The following is a 16,705-nucleotide window of genomic DNA, read 5'->3' as shown; positions in this document are numbered from 1 at the left end:
TATGAATTACGGCATCGCGTTCACGCCGCTGGTTCCCACGATCGTCCTGTGGATCGCGCTCGCTGCGATCGTGGTCATCGCGATCGTGCTGCTGCTTGCGCGGGCGCGCGGCGCGGCGGTGCGCGTGGCTGCGCTGGCGCTGTTCCTGCTGGCGCTCGCCAATCCCTCCTTCACGCGCGAGGACCGCGATCCCCTCACCTCGGTCGCCGCGGTCGTCGTCGACAAGAGCCCGAGCCAGAATTTCGGCAAGCGCAACCAGGAAGCCGCGAAGGCCCAGGAGGCGCTGGTCGACAGCCTGAAGAAGATCAAGGGACTTGAAGTGCGCGTCGTCGATGCCGGACAGGCCGACGGCGAGACCGACGGCACAAAGCTGTTCGGCGCGCTGGCCTCCGCGCTGTCGGACGTTCCGGTCGACCGCGTCGCCGGCGCGTTCCTGATCACGGACGGCCGCGTGCACGACATCCCGGCCAACGCCGCCGCGCTCGGTTTCCAGGCGCCGGTGCAGGCGCTGATCACCGGACAGAAGGACGAGCGCGATCGCCGCATCGCGATCACGGCGGCGCCGCGCTTCGGCATCGTCGGCCAGAACCAGACCATCACCTACAAGCTCGACGACCAGGGCGTCACCGGCGAGCGCGCCAAGGTCACGGTCCGCCGCGACGGCGAGGTCATCAACGAGCGCACGCTCGCAAGCGGCCAGAGCGCCAGCGTCGATGTCGAGATCAAGCATGCCGGACCGAACATCGTCGAGATCGAGGCTTCGCCCCTCGAGCGCGAGCTGACGCCGGTGAACAACCGCGCCGTGGTTGCCATCGACGGCGTCCGGGACAAGCTGCGCGTGCTGTTGGTCTCCGGCGAGCCGCATTCCGGCGAGCGCACCTGGCGCAACCTGTTGAAGTCCGACGCCAGCGTCGATCTCGTGCATTTCACCATTCTGCGTCCGCCGGAGAAGCAGGACGGCACGCCGATCAACGAATTGTCGCTGATCGCGTTTCCGACCCGCGAGCTGTTCCAGCAGCACATCAACGAATTCCAGCTGATCATCTTCGATCGCTACGCCCGCCAGGGCGTGCTGCCGATCGCCTATTTCGACAACATCGCGCGCTACGTGCGCGCAGGTGGCGCCGTGCTGGTGTCGGCCGGCCCCGACTATGCCTCAAACACCAGCATCTGGCGCACGCCGCTCGACACGGTGCTGCCGGCCGAGCCGGTCGGCGTCACCGAGAAGCCGTTCTATGCGCATCTCTCCGACATCGGCAAACGCCATCCCGTGACGCGCGGGCTGGAGGGCTCGGCGTTCGAGCCGCCGCACTGGAGCCGCTTCTTCCGCACCGTCGAGACCCGCAATTCGGTCAACCCGCCGGTGATGACAGGCGCGGACGGCAAGCCGCTGCTGTTCCTGTCGCGCTTCGGCGAGGGCCGCGTCGCGCTGCTGCTGTCCGACCACATCTGGCTGTGGGCACGCGGTTATGAAGGCGGCGGTCCGCATCTCGATCTGCTCAGGCGGATGTCGCACTGGCTGATGAAGCAGCCGGATCTCGACGAAGAAGCGCTGCGTCTCCAGGTGCAGGGCAAGGATCTCATCGTGGTGCGCCAGACCATGGCTGACAGCGTGCAGCCGGTGAGCGTGACCTCGCCCTCCGGCGTCTCGCGTGATCTGACGCTCAGCCCCGGCGATCCCGGCGAGTGGCGCGCCAGCCTTCCCGCGAGCGAGCTCGGCCTCTGGCAGGCGACCGACGGCACCCTGAAGGCGCTGATCAATGTCGGCCCGACCAATCCGAAGGAATTTTCGGAAGTCACCTCCACCACCGAGACATTGAAGCCGCTGACCCAGGCGACCGGCGGCAGCGCGGTACGGATCGCCGATGGCGGGAGCGTCGAGCTGCCGCGCATCGTCCCGGTGCGCTCGACCAGCACCTTCGCCGGCGATGGCTGGATGGGCGTGCGGATGCGCGACGCCAGCGTCGTCAAGGGCGTCGGCGTGCTGCCGATCTTCGCCGGCCTGATCGGCCTGTTGCTGCTGCTCGGCGCCTTCGCCGCGACCTGGGTCCGCGAAGGGCGTTAGTTGCCCGAACGACACATCGAGCAACGGTCCGCATGGGCCGTTGCGGCGGCGGTTGACATCCGTTCATTGTTCCTGCGATGTTACAATATAACATCGCGACGCCCGGTCGGCGCCTCGCGATGCGGGGTGGCGTTTTCCAGATGAAGTGGTTCCGGTCGAATATCAGGCACGGCGCCCGGCTCGCGTTGTTCGCGATGCTGGTGCAGTTCGCGCTGACCTTCGGCCATAGTCACTGGTTCGCGCAGGCCGCGCCGCTCGCGCAAGGCCAACTGACCGACAGCGCCAAGAGCATCGCGTCGGCCGGCCGCGCGGCGGTCCAGAAGCAGTCCCCGACAAACCCCGATCGCGAACAGCCGGGCGACGACAATTGCGCGATCTGCGCACTTGTCGCGATGGCCGGCACGGTCACGTTCGCGACGCCGCCTTTGCTGTTGCTGCCGCAGGCGGTCGAGCTGCTTTACCGCACCACCGACGCTGAATTCAGCCATCTGGAATCGGCCACCACCGCGTTCCAGCCACGCGCCCCTCCCGCCTCCTGATCCCCATCGATTGAGCTGCCTCTGGAATCGGCCGCGCGCCGATCCCGCAAGGCTATCGAAATTGATCCGTCGCGTGCCGACGGCGCGTACCGCCTGCAAGAACTCTGAAGAGAGCTGCGGTGCGCGATCGGAAATCAGGACAATGGTGTCTTCAAAAGCAATATTGGCGGGCTCGAGCCTCGCCGCACTCACGCTGTTTTATCCCGGCGGCAGCGCCATGGCGCAGACGACGGCTCCCGTCACGACGCTTCCCAGCGTCGAAGTCGATGCGCCCAAGCGAACGCAGGCGCCGCGCCGCCCGAAGGTACGCGTCGCCGTCGACAGGCGACGTTCAACGTCGCAGGCGCGGCCGCAGACCGAGGCGCCAGCCGCCGTCGAGGGCCAGAGCGACCGGCTCGACGCCGCACGCCAATCCGTGCTTCCGCCCGGCGGCGCCACGGCCCACACGCTCAATCGTCAGGCCATCGAGGCGCTGCCGCAGGGCACCAATGCCTCGCTGGACAAGGTGCTGCTGCAGTTCCCCGGCGTTACGCAGGATTCGGCGGCGAGCGGCGACCTGCATGTCCGCAACGAGCACGCCAATCTGCAATATCGCATCAACGGCGTCATGCTTCCCGACGGCGTCGGCGCGTTCGGACAGATCCTCGACACCGGCATCGTCGGCAGCATGAGCCTGCTCACCGGGGCGCTGCCGGCGCAATACGGCCAGCGCACCGCCGGCGTGCTCGACATCCAGACCAAGGCCGACGCCTTCAACAATTCCGGAATCGTCGGCGTCTATGGCGGCAGCAACGGCACCATTTCCACCAATGTGGAGTATGGCGGGACCGTCGGGCCGACGCAGTATTTCCTATCGGGCCGCTTTCTCCAGAACAATCTCGGCATCGAGAACCCGACCCCGTCGGTCAATGCGATTCACGACCGCACCAACCAGGAAAAGGGATTTCTCTATCTCTCGACGATGATCGATCCGAACAGCCGTCTCACCTTCATGAGCGGCGTGTCGAATGCGACGTTCCAGATCCCGAACAATCCCGGCCAGACGCCTGCTAACACCGCGTTCGGCGTCTCGGATTTCGACTCGTCCCGGCTGGGCGAGCACCAGAACGAGTTCAACCAGTTCAACGTCGTCTCCTATCAGACATCGAACGGCGAGTTCGACACCCAGACCTCCTACTTCAATCGGTACAGCCAGCTGCACTTCTATCCCGACCCGGTCGGCGATCTCGTCTTCAACGGCGTCTCCTCGGACGTCTACCGCCAGAGCGTGGTCAACGGCATCCAGCAGGACACCGCCTGGCGCATCGGCTATGCCCACACGCTGCGCTTCGGCCTGTCGGTGAGCGCGGAGCGGACACTGGTCAACAGCGGCACGACGGTGCTGCCGCTGGCCGATCCCACCGACCCGACGGCGGGAACGAACGACGCGCCGTTCTCGGTGTTCGATTCCAGCGCCAAGACCGGCTGGCTGATCGGGACCTATGTCCAGGATGAGTGGAAGATCACCAACAATCTGACCCTGAACGCCGGCCTGCGCTTCGACCAGATGTACCAATATGTCGATGCGAACCAGCTCAGCCCGCGCGCCAGCCTGACCTGGAAGCCGTTCGAGGGCACAACGTTCCACGCCGGCTATGCGCGTACCTTCACCCCGCCCTCACAGGTGATCGCCGCACCCGTCAATCTCGCGCTGGTGACCCCGCCCGGTGCACCGGCCAACACGCAGACGCCCGAGGTCGGGCTGAACAGCCCGGTGTTGCCGGAGCGCGCGCACGTGTTCGACGTCGGCGTGACCCAGAAGATCTACCCGATCCCCGGTCTCGAGGTCGGCGCCGACGCCTATTACAAGAAGGCGCGCGATCTGCTCGACGACGGCCAGTTCGGCGCGGCCTATGTGCTGAGCGGCTTCAACTACGATCGCGCCGAAAATGTCGGCGTCGAGCTGAAGTCGACCTATCGCAACGGCAATTTCAGCGCCTACGCCAATCTCGCCTGGGCCAAGCAGATCGCGACCAATGTCGTCTCGAACCAGTATCTGTTCGGCGCGGACGAGCTCGCCTACATCTCGGGCCATTACATCTACACCGACCACGCCCAGATGCTGTCGGGATCGGCCGGCGCCTCCTATCTCTGGGAGGGCACGCGCTTCAGCGTGTCGATGATCTACGGAAGCGGCCTGCGCTCGGGCTTTGCCAACACCGATCACCTGCCCGGCTACACGCAGGTCAATTTCGGCCTGTCGCACGACTTCAACATCGTCGCGCCGAACAAGCCGACGACGGTGCGCTTCGACGTGGTCAATGCGTTCGACACGATCTACCAGATCCGCGACGGCTCCGGCATCGGCGTGTTCGCCCCGCAATACGGACCGCGACGCGGCTTCTATGTCGGCATGTCGCAGCGGTTCTAGCTGTGCGGCTTGCATGCGTCGGGGCCTGCGGGCCCCGACGCAGCAGAATGCGGCTCATCTGCGATAGGCGACACAGTCGATTTCCACCTTGCAATCCACCACCATGCTTGAGACCACGCAGGCCCGCGCCGGAGGATTGGCGCCGAAATATTCGGCGAAGACCTTGTTGAAGCTTTGAAAGTCTCTGGGATCGTCGAGCCAGACGCCGCAACGCACGACATCCTTCGGCTCGAAGCCGGCTTCAGTCAGGATCGCGAGCAGGTTGCGGATCGCCTTGTGCGATTGGGGAATGATGCCGCCCTCGATCACCTCGCCGTTCTCCATCGGCGTCTGCCCCGACACGTAAAGCCAGCCGTCGGCCTCGACCGCGCGGGCAAAAGGAAGGTGCTGGCCGCCGGTGCCGGTGCCGCCGGTCGCGCCGTATCGTTTCAGCGTCATTGGTCTCGTCCTGTGTGTGGTGATTATGTCAGGGCCCGGCCGGGCCGCGCGAAGGTGCTGCGTCCGTCTGTGACCACGGCCTCGCCTGCGACGAAGACAGAACGGATGCCTGCGGGCATTTCCGTCGGCGTCTCGAACGTCGCCTTGTCCATGATGGTCTCGTCGAACAGCGTGAGATCCGCGACCATGCCCGGCCGCAGGATGCCTCGGTCGGACAGGCCGAAGCGCTGGGCGGGCATCGCCGTCATTCGCCGCACCGCATCCTCCAGCGTCAACCAGCCTTGCTCGCGCGTGAGGCGGCCGGCGACGCGCGGGAAACTGCCATAGGCGCGCGGATGCGGCTTGGTGCCCGGGCGCGGAATGCCGTCGGAGCCGACCATGTGCAGGCGATGGGTGAACGCCGCGCGCAAATCGGCCTCATCGAGCTGGAACATGATGATGGCGGTCTGGCCCTGGTCCTCCTCGATGCAGCGAACCATGAGATCGAACGGAGAGATGCCGAGCTCGCGCGCGGCATCGACCATCGACTTGCCCTCGAGCGGCTTCAATGCGGGATTGCCGGTGCCGGAGATGCGCACATTGTGCCAGCCGATCAGCACGATCTTGGACTGCGCGGCATGCGGATCGGGATCGCCCTCCTCCACCAGCACGCGCAGCGCCTCGCGCTGGGCCGGATCGCGCAGCCGCGCGCGCAGCGCGTCGATGCCGCCTTCGAGCGCCGCCGGCGGCAGCAATTGCAGCATGTAGGAGCTGCCGGCAGGATACGGATACATGTCGAACGAGATATCGATCCCCTCCGCGCGCGCGGCCTCGAGCCGGTCGAGCGCCTTGGGGATCGCGCCCCAGTTCGGCTTTCCCGCCGATTGCAGATGCGACAACAGCCCCGCCGCTCCGGAGGCGCGCAGGATCGCGATGAACTCGTCGATGGAATTGAGGAGGCCCGCTTCGTAGCTGCGGATATGCGCGGTGAGCAGCTTGCCGTGAGCCCGCACCGTCTCCGCCAGCGCGCACAGCTCGTTGGTATCGGCATAGGCGCTCGGCGGATAGACGAGGCCGAGCGACAGGCCGGCAGCGCCCTGCTTAAGTTGCTGCGCGAGCAGCGCCTGCATCGCCGCGATCTCTTGCGCCGTCGCCGCGCGGCGATCGTAACCGAGCACGGCGAGCCGGATCGCGGCATGTCCGACCAGCGAGACCAGGTTGAGCGCCACGCCCGGCCCTTCCAGGGCGAGCCGGTAGCCGTCGAAACTGTCGAAGACTTCGTCGGGTCGGGTTTCGCCGGCGAGACCCGAGAAGTGCAGGCGCAGCATCTCGGCGGAGCCTGCGGTCGCCGGATAGAGCGAGAAGCAGCAATTGCCGACCACGAGCGTGGTCACGCCCTGCAACGCCTTCTCGGGTCTGTCAGGTTCGCGCAGGCAGATCAAATCGTCATGGCAATGGGCGTCGATGAAGCCCGGCGCGAGATAGCATCCGCGCGCGTCGATAATGTCGGCGTCCTCCGCCGGCAGCGAGGCGCCGATCGCCGCGATGCGGCCATGGCTGATGCGCAGGTCGGCCTCGAACCACGGCGCACCGGTGCCGTCGATCAGCCGGGCATTGCGGATGAGCGTGTCCTTGCTGTTGGAACTCTGGGACATGCCCCTCTCCTCAGTGAACAGGCACGGCGCCTGGTGGCGACGCCTCTTCGAAATCGGGAATCGATTCGATCCGTCCGAGCACCACGACATAGAAGAAGATGCCGATCAGCAGCACGACGCCGGCAATCATAAAGGCACCGGCGAAGGATTGAGTCCAGTCGACGACGATCCCGGTCACGATCGGTGCGAGCACGCCCATCATGTTGTTGGTGAAATTCAGAATGCCGCCGACGGTTCCCGCTCCGCCCTTCGGCGCGATCAGTGACACGATCGAAGATCCCACGGGCGCCGCGGCTGACAATCCCGAGATCGCGATCGACAACCACAGCAGCGCCCAGCCCGGCTTCACGGTGAAGGCGGCGCCGATCACGGCAAGCCCCATCAGCATGCCGACGATGATCACCGACTGGCGCACCCGCGTGCTGTCGTAACCACGGGCGATCAAATGATCCACCAGGAACCCTCCGATCAGGAGGTCGGACAACGTCGCGAAGATCCAGGGAATCGTCGAATAGCCCGCGGCCGACATCAGGTTCATGTGCATGGTCTGCGCGAGATAGCCCGGCAACCAGGTGAGGAAGAGATAGAAGGTGTAGCCATAGGCGGAGAACCCGATGGTCAGCCCCCAGACCTTGCGGTTGCGCAAGAGGTAGCCGAGCATGCGGCTCTGCCCCGCCGTGGCAGGACCTTCCGGCGTGCCGCCGCCGGCAACGATGTAGTCATGCTCCGCCTTGGAGAGCTTCGGATCTTCGCTCGGATTTCGATAGATGACGTAATAGGCGACGAAATACAGAAAGCTCAGCAGCGCGGTGACGCCAAAACCCCAGCGCCAGCCGTAGAGAAAGATCACATAGGCGACCAGCGGCACGCCGATCACGTTGGAGAATTTGGCAGCGGAATCGAAGATCGCAGTCGAGCGCGCGCGTTCGTCGAGCGGAAACCAATGGCCGGTCGCCTTCTGGCTTGCCGGAAAGGCCGGTGCTTCCGCGACGCCGAGCAACAGGCGCGCGCCGGCGATGCCCCAAAGTCCGCTGGCGAGCGCGGTGATGGTGGCGGCGACCGCCCAGAGGAAGCTGCTGGCGCGGCCGACCATGGTGACGCCGAAGCGGTCGAGCACCATGCCGCCGGGGACTTGCAGCAGCGAATAGGTCCAGAAGAACGCGCTGCCGAGCAGCCCGATGTCAGTGGCGGTGAGGCCGAGCTCCCTGGTGAGCTCGGGCGTCGCGGCAGAGAGCCCGACACGATCGATGTAGTTGATGAGAATGCCGACGCCGAGGAGACAACCGATCATCCAGCGTCGTCCGGGTACCTGTTGGCCTGCATCCGCCATTTTGAATCCTCGCTTGGAACGCAGGGGCGCGTCTCTCGCCCCGACATGGGGCACGGGAGAACGTCGCCGCGCCTGCAATTGCATTGTCTCTTATAGTGGACAATATTATCTTATAGCGTCACGTTAGTTATTCGCGCGGCATCCTGTCAAGCCTGCACATGCGGGCCCGCCCACCTGGACACGCGAGGACGGCGCCCGAAGCGATGCAAGTACATCGGTCGCAACGCTGCCGCTCGGTTCAGTTCAATGGCTTAGTGGTGGTCAGAGAGTTCGGTTGCGGTGGCGACGAGGTCGTCGAGCAGCGCGGTCCTGCGCTCCTTCACCGAATCCGCGGGAACAACGAAGCAAAGCGTCGCGACCGCAACACCCTTCTTGTCCCGGATGGGGGCGGCAAGACATGACGTAAACCGGTCGGACAGCGCCGTCGTCACGCATTTGCCGTCACGTCTGGCGCGTGCGACGTCCTTGACGAAATCGTCGATATCGAGGACGCGGCCGTCCGGAAGGCGAAAATCCTCTTTCGGAACGAACGCGCGAATGTCTGCCGGGCTCATATGATCCAGCAGCAACCGGCCGGATGCAGTCCACGGCAGCGGCACCTCGATGCCAACATCCGTCGTGATCCGGAACAGGCCCGACCCATCCCGCGTATCGACCACCACATATTTGCGGCCGCGCAACGCGCAGAGTTGCGCCGTGGCGCTGTGCTGGGTCGCCAGCCGGTCGAGGGCCTCGCGGCATCGGCGATGCAGCGGATTGGCCTCCGCATAGGCCCGCCCGTAGAGATGCACCGCCTTGCCGAAATAGACCTGACCGCCCTCGCCGACGCTCTCCAGCAGGTCCGCCTCGATCAGGCGGTTGGCGATGGCATAGACGGTCGATCGCGGCGCGCCCATTTGCTTCGCGAGGTCGCTGAGCTTGGAGGGCTCGCGCAAATGCAGCAGCGCTTCCAGGAGATCGATGGTCCGATCAATCCCGTTCTGGCGTTCCGCGGGCGAGGTGCCCTTTTTGGATGCGGCCAAACTTCACATGTCCTTCGTCAGCTTCGCCTTCCGGTTTTGGCATAAACCGCGCCGATGGTACAGCGTGCAGCTGTCCGCTGGCGCTAGCTCGACAGAAAGTGCACCAGGTCAATCATGCCAAGCCCCTCGCCGTCCGGACTGGCGTCGAGCTGTTCGCGCGGCTGCTTCTGCCGATTGACCCAGAACGTCGGATAGCCGAACAGCTTCGCGCCGGACGCGTCCCAGCCGGCGAAGGCCGCAAAGAGAACCTCTTCGCGCTTCAGTCCAAAAGCATCGAGGCCCATCTGATAGGCCCGCGGGTCGGGCTTGTAGGCCCGAACCGCATCCGTGCTCAGCTGAAATTCGAAGATGCCCTCGAGCCCAGCCGCGCGAATATTGGCGTCGAGCATCGCGGGCGAGAAATTGCTCAGGAATGCTAATCGCATGCCGTTGTCCTTCAGCATGGACAAGGCGGGCACTACGTCGGGCCAGACCATCATTTTGAGATAGCTCTCGACCAGCATACTTCTCTTGACGCCGGTCAGCTCGATATCGAGCGACTTGCAGGCGAACACCAGGGCGTCATCGATGACGCCAAGAAAGTCGCGATAATGTCCGCTCATGGTGCGGAGCCATGTGTACTCGAACTGCTTCGTTCGCCAGACGCTTGACAGCTCGGCACCACGTCCGGGAAACAGGTTCTCGGCAAGAGCAAAGATCGGACGCGGATCGAAAATCGGAAAGCCGTCGAAGGCGATCGCTCGGATCGGCGTGCCTGATCGCGGGGAGGCGTTTGCAATCCCGGATGCGACAGTCAACGACGTGATCGCGAGAAGTTGGCGACGACTGAAGGGCATCTGGGCCGTTCTTATCCGATGAACATAGCTGGCCGCGGTTTGCCCGGCTCCAGCCGGACGCGTTTCGCTAACCATGATCTTCCCACCGCTCCGATTATTCCCGTTCGCACCGACCTGAAGCGACGTCACGCGGGCACGCACAAGTGCCAGCGGCCGACCTATTCGCCGGAGCCGCCGACGCGGCAGCCCGACGTCTGCGATGCGCCACAGGGCGACATCTGTTCTTCGCTTCAATATAGTAGGCGGAAAGTCCCCCATTCGTGAGGAGCAGTGAATTGCGCACCAAAATATGGAGCAAGGTCCGGCCGTGCCTATGGGCCGCTTTGGTGCACGCGCTCGCTTTCGCTGGTCTCTGCCAGCAGGCGATGGCGCAAGAGGGCGTCTATCGCTGGCGAACCCAGACGACTGACGGGCGATCCTTTCTGAATCAGGCGGACTCCGAAGCGACAGACGCCGTGGGTCGCTTCGAACTATCGTGTGCCAATGGATCAGGAAACATCGAAGTCGCAGTAAGAATGAAGGATGAGCAGCGCGCCAAATTTGCGGAAATCCTGAAAAGCGGACGCTATCCTGATGTCGCACTGCTCGGTGACGGCGAACGCGGCGGATCGGTAATCGACGCGTTGAAAATGACGGACGATCCCGGCTGGTTATACACTTTCATCGTTTCCGCCGACGCCGAGTGGCTGGCTGAATTCGAGGCGACCGGAACACTGCGCTTCATTGTCGGCAAGACCATCAGAGACGGTGACAACCTCAAGGTCGGCCTCGACGCGATCCGCGACTTTCGAAGCCAATGCAGGAAGAAGCCCCAGCCGTCGCCGCCTGCGCCGCAATCGTCTCTGCCGTGGACCCGGCCAGATCCCAATGCGTTTCCGCCCGTGACGATGCCGCCCACCGTATCGCGCTAGTGCACGGTGAGCTTGGATTGCATTGCCATCGCGCCTGGGGGCAGCACCGGCCAGTCACGAGCCCTGCATATAGCGAACGGGGTTTTCAGGATCCGAGCTGAAGATGCCGGCAACCTCCGCGAAGAGGGTCGATACCGCATCGTGCTTGAGGTCGTCGAACCGCTCGAAACTGAAATTGTTGCCGCCCATGCGCAATTCGCCGAGTTTTCCGGCATAACGGGATACGACCGGCGCGCCTTGCCTGGTCACCGCGACGTACACGCTGATGTAGTTTTTCTGGAGCGCAACACCGATCACCGGCCACTCCGTGCTTTTCCCTGATTTGACGGCGTAGCGAAACTTGCCATAGCCGATCATCTTCATGCGCATTCCCGCCTCTCCCGCGGGCGTTCCGCGGTGGAAATAGCGCTTGAGGGCTGGCGCGGCCGAGACGACCAGCTTGTGCAACTCGGTCAGATCGCGCTTTCGCTCCGGATCAAAATCGAGATAGGCCTGCAATCTGTCGGCTGTCACCCGGAACATGTGAGCCTCGACTGGTGCCTAGTGCGCTGGCGGCACCGACCAGAACCGATCCTACGCTACCCGTGCGCCCTGCTCCAGTCGGGAGCGACCGTGCCCGAGACGCCCTCGAAGGCGCCGTCGACGAGCTCGAACACCAGGACGCGGGCGGCATCGACGGGGCCCGGCATGGTCACGCGTCCCTTGGGGACGAGCTTGAAACCGACGCGGCTGTAATAGGGCTCGTCGCCGACCAGCAGCACGAGGCGATGGCCTTTGTCCCTGGCGTCCTGCAGCGCCCGCTCCATCAGCATGCGGCCGATGCCGCGGCTGCGGAACGGTGGCTCGACGGTGAGCGGCCCGAGCAGCAGCGCCGGTATCTCGCCGATCATGACCGGCAATTGCCTGACGGAGCCGACCAGCAGTGTGCCGATGCGGGCGGTGAAGGAGACGTCGAGCAGATGGTCGACATGCTCGCGGATGCGGTAGGCGCTGAGCACGAAACGGCCGGGGCCGAAGGTGCGCTCGTGCAGCCGTTCGATCGCCTGGGCGTCGCCTGGAGCTTCGGGACGGATGGTGATTGAGAGATCGTTCATGTTGCTTCGCGGAGTAGCATCTGGACGTCCTGCCGTCCATGGGAGCGCACTACGTCAGTTTCTTTTCGGCGCCGGCTGGGACAGATAGGCCAGCATCTTCATCTCCCGCCGTCCCCGCGTCACGGTGTCGAGCACGAGGCCCGACGAGACCGACAGCAGCGCTACGATCGTCAATCCCATCGACAGCACTGCGGTCGGCAGGCGCGGCACGAGGCCGGTTTCGATGAATGTGACGACGATCGGAATCGCCAGGATGATCGCGGCCAGCGCCAGCAGGATTCCGATCACCGTGAAGAAGCGCAGCGGCCGCTCCGACCGGTAGAGCTTCAGGATAGTGCCGAGAATACGAAAGCCATCGCGCCAGGTGTTCAGCTTCGAGAACGAGCCTTCCGGGCGCGCGTAATAGGGCGTCTCGACCTCGGCGACCGGCAGCGACAGCTCCAGCGCGTAGACCGCGAGCTCGGTCTCGATCTCGAAGCCATCAGACAGCACGGGGAACGATTTGACGAAGCGCCGCGAGAATACGCGGTAGCCGGACAGGATATCCTTGAACTCCTGTCCAAAGGTCGAGGACAGGAAGCCGGTCAGCATGCGGTTGCCGGTGCGATGACCGAGACGGTAGGCGGCCTGCGACTGGTCGATGCGAAAGCCCACCACCATGTCGAGATGTTCGTCGAGCAGCTTGTCGATCATGCGCGGAGCGCTCGGCGCATCGTAGGTGGCGTCGCCGTCGACCAGCACGTAGATGTCGGCCTCGACATCGGCGAACATGCGACGCACCACGTGGCCCTTGCCCTGCCGCCGTTCGCTGCGCACGATCGCGCCGGCCTCGTGCGCGACGGTAGCGGTGCGGTCGCGCGAATTGTTGTCGTAGACATAGATCTCCGCCGCGGGCAGCGCCTTGCGGAAGTCGGCGACGACGGTCGCGACCGCCGCCTCCTCATTGTAGCAGGGCACCAGCACGGCGATGCGGGGTTGGACGGATGTCATTGCGGCAGCGCTCCCAGACTGGCCGGCTCGCGCCGGACCGATGCAGCCTCGCGCACCTCAGCCGGCTGAAGCAACCGGGCAAACGACAGCGTCCACAACGACAGCATCGCGATCGGCACGACGTAGTACGGCGTGAAGATCGGATGGCTCAGGAAGAAGCCGAGGTTGACGACGAGATTACCGGCAACGAGGAAGGCCGCCTGCCGCACATGCCCGTCGCGCGACCACAACAGCGAGAGCGTCGCGCCGATCGCGAGCACGATCAGCACGATCTGCATGTCGCGCAGGTACTGGCCAAGCACGGCGAAGTCCAAACCCGGCGCAACCACGTCGGCGCTGCCATAGGTCGTCGCCAGCGCACTGCCGGCGTTGATGGCCTGGGCGGCCAGCGTCGGAGCCATGCCGACGAGCACGCCGGCGCCGAAGGCGAGGCCCTGCACGAATGTTGCAACCGAGCGCGTCCACAGGAAGGAAATGCCGAGGAACAGGAAATAGCCGACCGCGAGCAGGCCATTCGGCAGTCTGAAGTTGACGGATGCGCCGAGCAAGAGACCGATCAGCGCGATCAGCAGGACGCTACGCTTGTCCCTGACCAGCCACAGTGCCGTCAGGAAACCCGCGACCGCGCACAGCGCCATGGTCGGCGCGACCGAGTAGCTCGCTTTCGCCGGATTGATCATGAGGTAGACGGCAAGCGCGCCGAACACGCCGGCGCCCAGGATCGACGGCAGCGTCCGCGCCATGGCAATGCCTGAGAGCGCGAGGCCGCACACGATCAGGCTCGCGGCAATGTAGAGCGGCACGACCTGATGTCCCTGCGGAAACAGCGCCAGCAGAAAGCCGGTGCCCGGCGGATATTGCAACACGACCTTGCCGCCCGGCATCGGATTGTGGCAGGGCCAGCGGATCGGATCCTTCCAATTGACGAAGGCGATTTCCTTCAGCTTGCCTTCGAAATAACGGTCGTCGTCCCTGCTAGCGTTGGTGTCGAGCCCACCGGCGCCGAAGCGCTGGAACAGATGCGCCTGCCGCAGATAGCAGATGTCGTCATAGACCCCGCGCGTCTCGCTCCAGCGCGACATTGTCGCAATGTTGCTGATGAGGATCGCGAGGCAGATCAGGCCGAAGGCAAGTTTTGCGGCTTTCATCAGGTTTCCGTGGCGCCCATTCGGACCGGTACTAGCATAGCCCGCCCTCAGCGCCACGTCGCAATCAGGGGCCTGCCGTGAAGCACTTCCGCGATCCGCAGCCGCGTGCCGGGGGTCGCCTCCTCCGGCAGCGCGGCGGTGTCGAAGAAGCCGCATTCGATGATCTCGCGGTTGGGCGCCGGCAGCCGGTCCTGCCGGAAATGCCTGACCACATAGACCGCGACATGGTCGCGGCGGGAGATGTGGCTGTTGAGAAAGATGCCGTGCAGCACGGCCTCCCCGGTGAGGTCGATATCGCCCTCCTCCTTGAGCTCGCGGCGCATCGCCTGTTCCATGGTCTCGCCGTAGTCGACGCCGCCGCCCGGCAGATACCAGCCCGAGACGTAGCTGTGCTTGACCAGAAACACCTTGTTGTCGGCATCGAGCACCACAGCACGGACGCCGAGCGTCATGCCGCGGACCAGCAGGAAATAGGCGTGGAAGACACGCCGCAGCAGCGGCTCGAATCTCCGTCGGATCTGGTCGAGGCGCTTGCCCATTAGTCTCTCGTGATGCGCCCTTCCAGGCTTCCCTTGCGTGATGAGCGCGACCTTGCCATTACAGCAACGGAATAGCGAGGCACTCGCGCGTCATGAAATCTTTCTCGGCACCTTTCACGCTCGCCCATCTGTCCGACCCGCATCTGCCGCCGCTGCCGAAGCCGCGGCTGATCGAGCTCGCCGGCAAGCGCGCGCTCGGCTACGTCAACTGGACGCGCAATCGTCACAAATACCAGCGCCGTGACGTGCTCGACGCGCTGGTCGCCGATATGCAGGCGCAGGCGCCCGACCACATCGCGGTGACCGGCGATCTCGTCAACCTGGCGATGGAGGCGGAGTTCGCGCCGGCGCGCGCCTGGCTCGACGGGGTCGGCTCGCCCGACCGCGTCACCACGATTCCCGGCAATCACGACGCTTATGTCCGCGCCACGCGCCATCGCTTCGGCGAGACCTTTGCGCCCTATCTTGCCAACGACGACGGCAGCATCGGCTTTCCCGGCGTGCGCCGGCGCGGGCCGCTCGCGCTGATCAGCCTCTCCAGCGCGGTGCCGACGCCGCCTCTGATGGCGACGGGCACGCTCGGGCGCGATCAGCTCGCAGCGCTCGAGCAGGTGCTCGCGCAACTCGCCGCCGAGGACGTCTTCCGCGTGCTGCTGGTGCATCATCCGCTGAAGTCCGATGCGCGCCAGAAGCGGCTGACGGATTCCGCAAGCCTGCTGGCGCTGCTCAAGCGGCGGGGTGTCGAGCTGGTCCTGCACGGGCACGATCACATCCACTCGACGATGTGGTTCGACGGCCCCAACGGCAACATTCCCGCGATTGGCGTGCCGTCGGCCTCGGCGCTCGCGCACGGGCGCTATCCGGCGGCGGCCTACAATCTGTTTGCAATCGAGAAGGACAATGCCGGCTGGCGCTGCGAGCAGATCGTGCGAAGCATCGATCAGGGCATGCAGATGCGGGAGATCAAACGCACGCGGCTGCTCTGAGAGGCGCGCGTCAGCGCGCGCACGGACGACGGAGAGCAATTACCAGCTCCGCAACGCCGCGAGTACGGCGACGCCGAACAGCGCGGCGGCACCGAGGATGAAGCCGAACACGAATGGCCAAACGCGCGAGCGGCGGGGCGGCTCCGCGACCTCCGGCTTCGGCTCGGGCAGCACCACCATGGCATGCTCGCGCTCGATCATGCGGCGGGCGACGTAGTCGGTCACGGCTTCGACGATCACCGCGGTGTCGTGCGATTCTGCGAGCACGATGCGGCCGAAGCGGGTGTCCTGGACGAAGCGATACATCCTTTTGTCGCGCCCCATCATGATGTGGGCGACGACGTCGATCCAGAGCCGCGGCGTATCGCCCTGGCTGATGCCGCGGTCGAACAGATCGATCTGCTCGGGCACCTGGGCGAACAGCGGGTCGAGCGCGTCGTTGAGGATCTCGAGCCGCGCCACCTCGGCATCCCTGAGATCGACGACGACGCCGGTCCGGTCGGCGGCCTCGATCCGCGCGCGCAGCAGCGCGTCGCGCAGCCGCACCGGGCGCGGCTGGCTGGGATGGGTCCCGCTGGTCTCGGGCTCTGACATGGTCGGCCTCGTCCTCGACTTTCCGCCGTTAACCTATCAGCAACCACAGCGCCCGCAAAGGGTCCATCATTCCAGATACTTACGACACCCACAGACCATTGATGTGTGCCAAAAACAGACGATCCCACCCGGCTTGCGCCGGATGGGACCATCCGTCCTTGGACGTCTT

16 protein-coding genes are annotated in these 16,705 nt (G+C 64.9%); 5 read left to right on the top strand and 11 right to left on the bottom strand.

Annotation, left to right across the window (positions count from 1 at the left end; genetic code table 11):
• The first annotated feature begins 1 nt into the window (after window position 1).
• From FXB40_RS08745 to FXB40_RS08735, 3 genes are all read left to right on the top strand, one after another.
• Window positions 2-2,065, top strand: a complete 2,064-nt coding sequence (locus FXB40_RS08745; RefSeq protein WP_148771808.1) for a hypothetical protein — start codon at window positions 2-4, stop codon at window positions 2,063-2,065.
• A gap of 140 nt (window positions 2,066-2,205) precedes the next feature.
• Window positions 2,206-2,604 carry a DUF2946 domain-containing protein gene (locus FXB40_RS08740; RefSeq protein ID WP_148771807.1) on the top strand — a complete coding sequence of 133 codons (399 nt, stop codon included), beginning with the start codon at window positions 2,206-2,208 and terminating at the stop codon, window positions 2,602-2,604.
• 142 nt (window positions 2,605-2,746) lie between these two features.
• A complete protein-coding gene (locus tag FXB40_RS08735) occupies window positions 2,747-5,014 on the top strand; it encodes a TonB-dependent receptor (RefSeq protein WP_148771806.1) in 2,268 nt (755 codons plus the stop codon).
• 54 nt (window positions 5,015-5,068) lie between these two features.
• Here the strand turns inward: FXB40_RS08735 and FXB40_RS08730 are convergent, their stop codons facing one another.
• From FXB40_RS08730 to FXB40_RS08710, 5 genes are all read right to left on the bottom strand, one after another.
• Window positions 5,069-5,452: a RidA family protein gene (locus tag FXB40_RS08730; protein ID WP_148771805.1), complete on the bottom strand. Its 384-nt coding sequence runs from the start codon at window positions 5,450-5,452 to the stop codon at window positions 5,069-5,071.
• A 23-nt stretch (window positions 5,453-5,475) separates the two neighbouring features.
• On the bottom strand, window positions 5,476-7,086 hold the full coding sequence (locus tag FXB40_RS08725) for an N-acyl-D-amino-acid deacylase family protein (protein ID WP_148771804.1): 1,611 nt from the start codon (window positions 7,084-7,086) through the stop codon (window positions 5,476-5,478).
• Window positions 7,087-7,096: 10 nt separating this feature from the next.
• A complete protein-coding gene (locus FXB40_RS08720; protein ID WP_210352144.1) occupies window positions 7,097-8,377 on the bottom strand; it encodes an MFS transporter in 1,281 nt (426 codons plus the stop codon).
• Between the two features lie 290 nt (window positions 8,378-8,667).
• Window positions 8,668-9,438 (bottom strand): IclR family transcriptional regulator, encoded by a 771-nt coding sequence (locus FXB40_RS08715; protein ID WP_148771802.1) that lies wholly within the window; start codon window positions 9,436-9,438, stop codon window positions 8,668-8,670.
• Between the two features lie 83 nt (window positions 9,439-9,521).
• The gene (locus FXB40_RS08710; protein ID WP_148771801.1) at window positions 9,522-10,274 is read right to left on the bottom strand and encodes a haloacid dehalogenase type II; all 753 of its coding nucleotides are present in this window, start codon (window positions 10,272-10,274) and stop codon (window positions 9,522-9,524) included.
• A 326-nt stretch (window positions 10,275-10,600) separates the two neighbouring features.
• Between FXB40_RS08710 and FXB40_RS08705 the strand changes: the two genes are divergently transcribed.
• Window positions 10,601-11,185 (top strand): hypothetical protein, encoded by a 585-nt coding sequence (locus FXB40_RS08705; protein ID WP_148771800.1) that lies wholly within the window; start codon window positions 10,601-10,603, stop codon window positions 11,183-11,185.
• A 54-nt stretch (window positions 11,186-11,239) separates the two neighbouring features.
• Here FXB40_RS08705 and FXB40_RS08700 read toward each other — a convergent pair whose 3' ends face one another.
• From FXB40_RS08700 to FXB40_RS08680, 5 genes are read right to left on the bottom strand one after another with little or no spacing between them, the layout of a single operon-like run.
• Window positions 11,240-11,707 carry a hypothetical protein gene (locus FXB40_RS08700; RefSeq protein ID WP_148771799.1) on the bottom strand — a complete coding sequence of 156 codons (468 nt, stop codon included), beginning with the start codon at window positions 11,705-11,707 and terminating at the stop codon, window positions 11,240-11,242.
• 56 nt (window positions 11,708-11,763) lie between these two features.
• Window positions 11,764-12,279 (bottom strand): GNAT family N-acetyltransferase, encoded by a 516-nt coding sequence (locus FXB40_RS08695; RefSeq protein WP_148771798.1) that lies wholly within the window; start codon window positions 12,277-12,279, stop codon window positions 11,764-11,766.
• Window positions 12,280-12,333: 54 nt separating this feature from the next.
• A complete protein-coding gene (locus tag FXB40_RS08690) occupies window positions 12,334-13,269 on the bottom strand; it encodes a glycosyltransferase family 2 protein (RefSeq protein WP_148771797.1) in 936 nt (311 codons plus the stop codon).
• Window positions 13,266-14,417, bottom strand: coding sequence for a hypothetical protein (locus tag FXB40_RS08685; RefSeq protein ID WP_148771796.1), 1,152 nt, complete (start codon window positions 14,415-14,417; stop codon window positions 13,266-13,268). The genes FXB40_RS08690 and FXB40_RS08685 overlap by 4 nt, the downstream gene beginning before the upstream one ends.
• Window positions 14,418-14,464: 47 nt before the next feature.
• Window positions 14,465-14,956, bottom strand: coding sequence for an NUDIX domain-containing protein (locus FXB40_RS08680; protein WP_148771795.1), 492 nt, complete (start codon window positions 14,954-14,956; stop codon window positions 14,465-14,467).
• 92 nt (window positions 14,957-15,048) lie between these two features.
• Here FXB40_RS08680 and FXB40_RS08675 point away from each other — a divergent pair, with 92 nt between their 5' ends.
• Entirely contained in the window at window positions 15,049-15,942 is an 894-nt protein-coding gene (locus FXB40_RS08675; RefSeq protein ID WP_148771794.1) for a metallophosphoesterase family protein, read from the top strand.
• Between the two features lie 39 nt (window positions 15,943-15,981).
• On the opposite strand, the gene FXB40_RS08670 is transcribed toward FXB40_RS08675, so the two are convergent.
• Window positions 15,982-16,536 (bottom strand): hypothetical protein, encoded by a 555-nt coding sequence (locus FXB40_RS08670; RefSeq protein WP_148771793.1) that lies wholly within the window; start codon window positions 16,534-16,536, stop codon window positions 15,982-15,984.
• Window positions 16,537-16,705: the final 169 nt, after the last annotated feature.

Origin of the sequence: Bradyrhizobium rifense (genome assembly GCF_008123425.1) — a bacterium.
GTDB lineage: Bacteria > Pseudomonadota > Alphaproteobacteria > Rhizobiales > Xanthobacteraceae > Bradyrhizobium > Bradyrhizobium rifense.
This window is presented reverse-complemented; position numbering and strand designations above follow the sequence as displayed.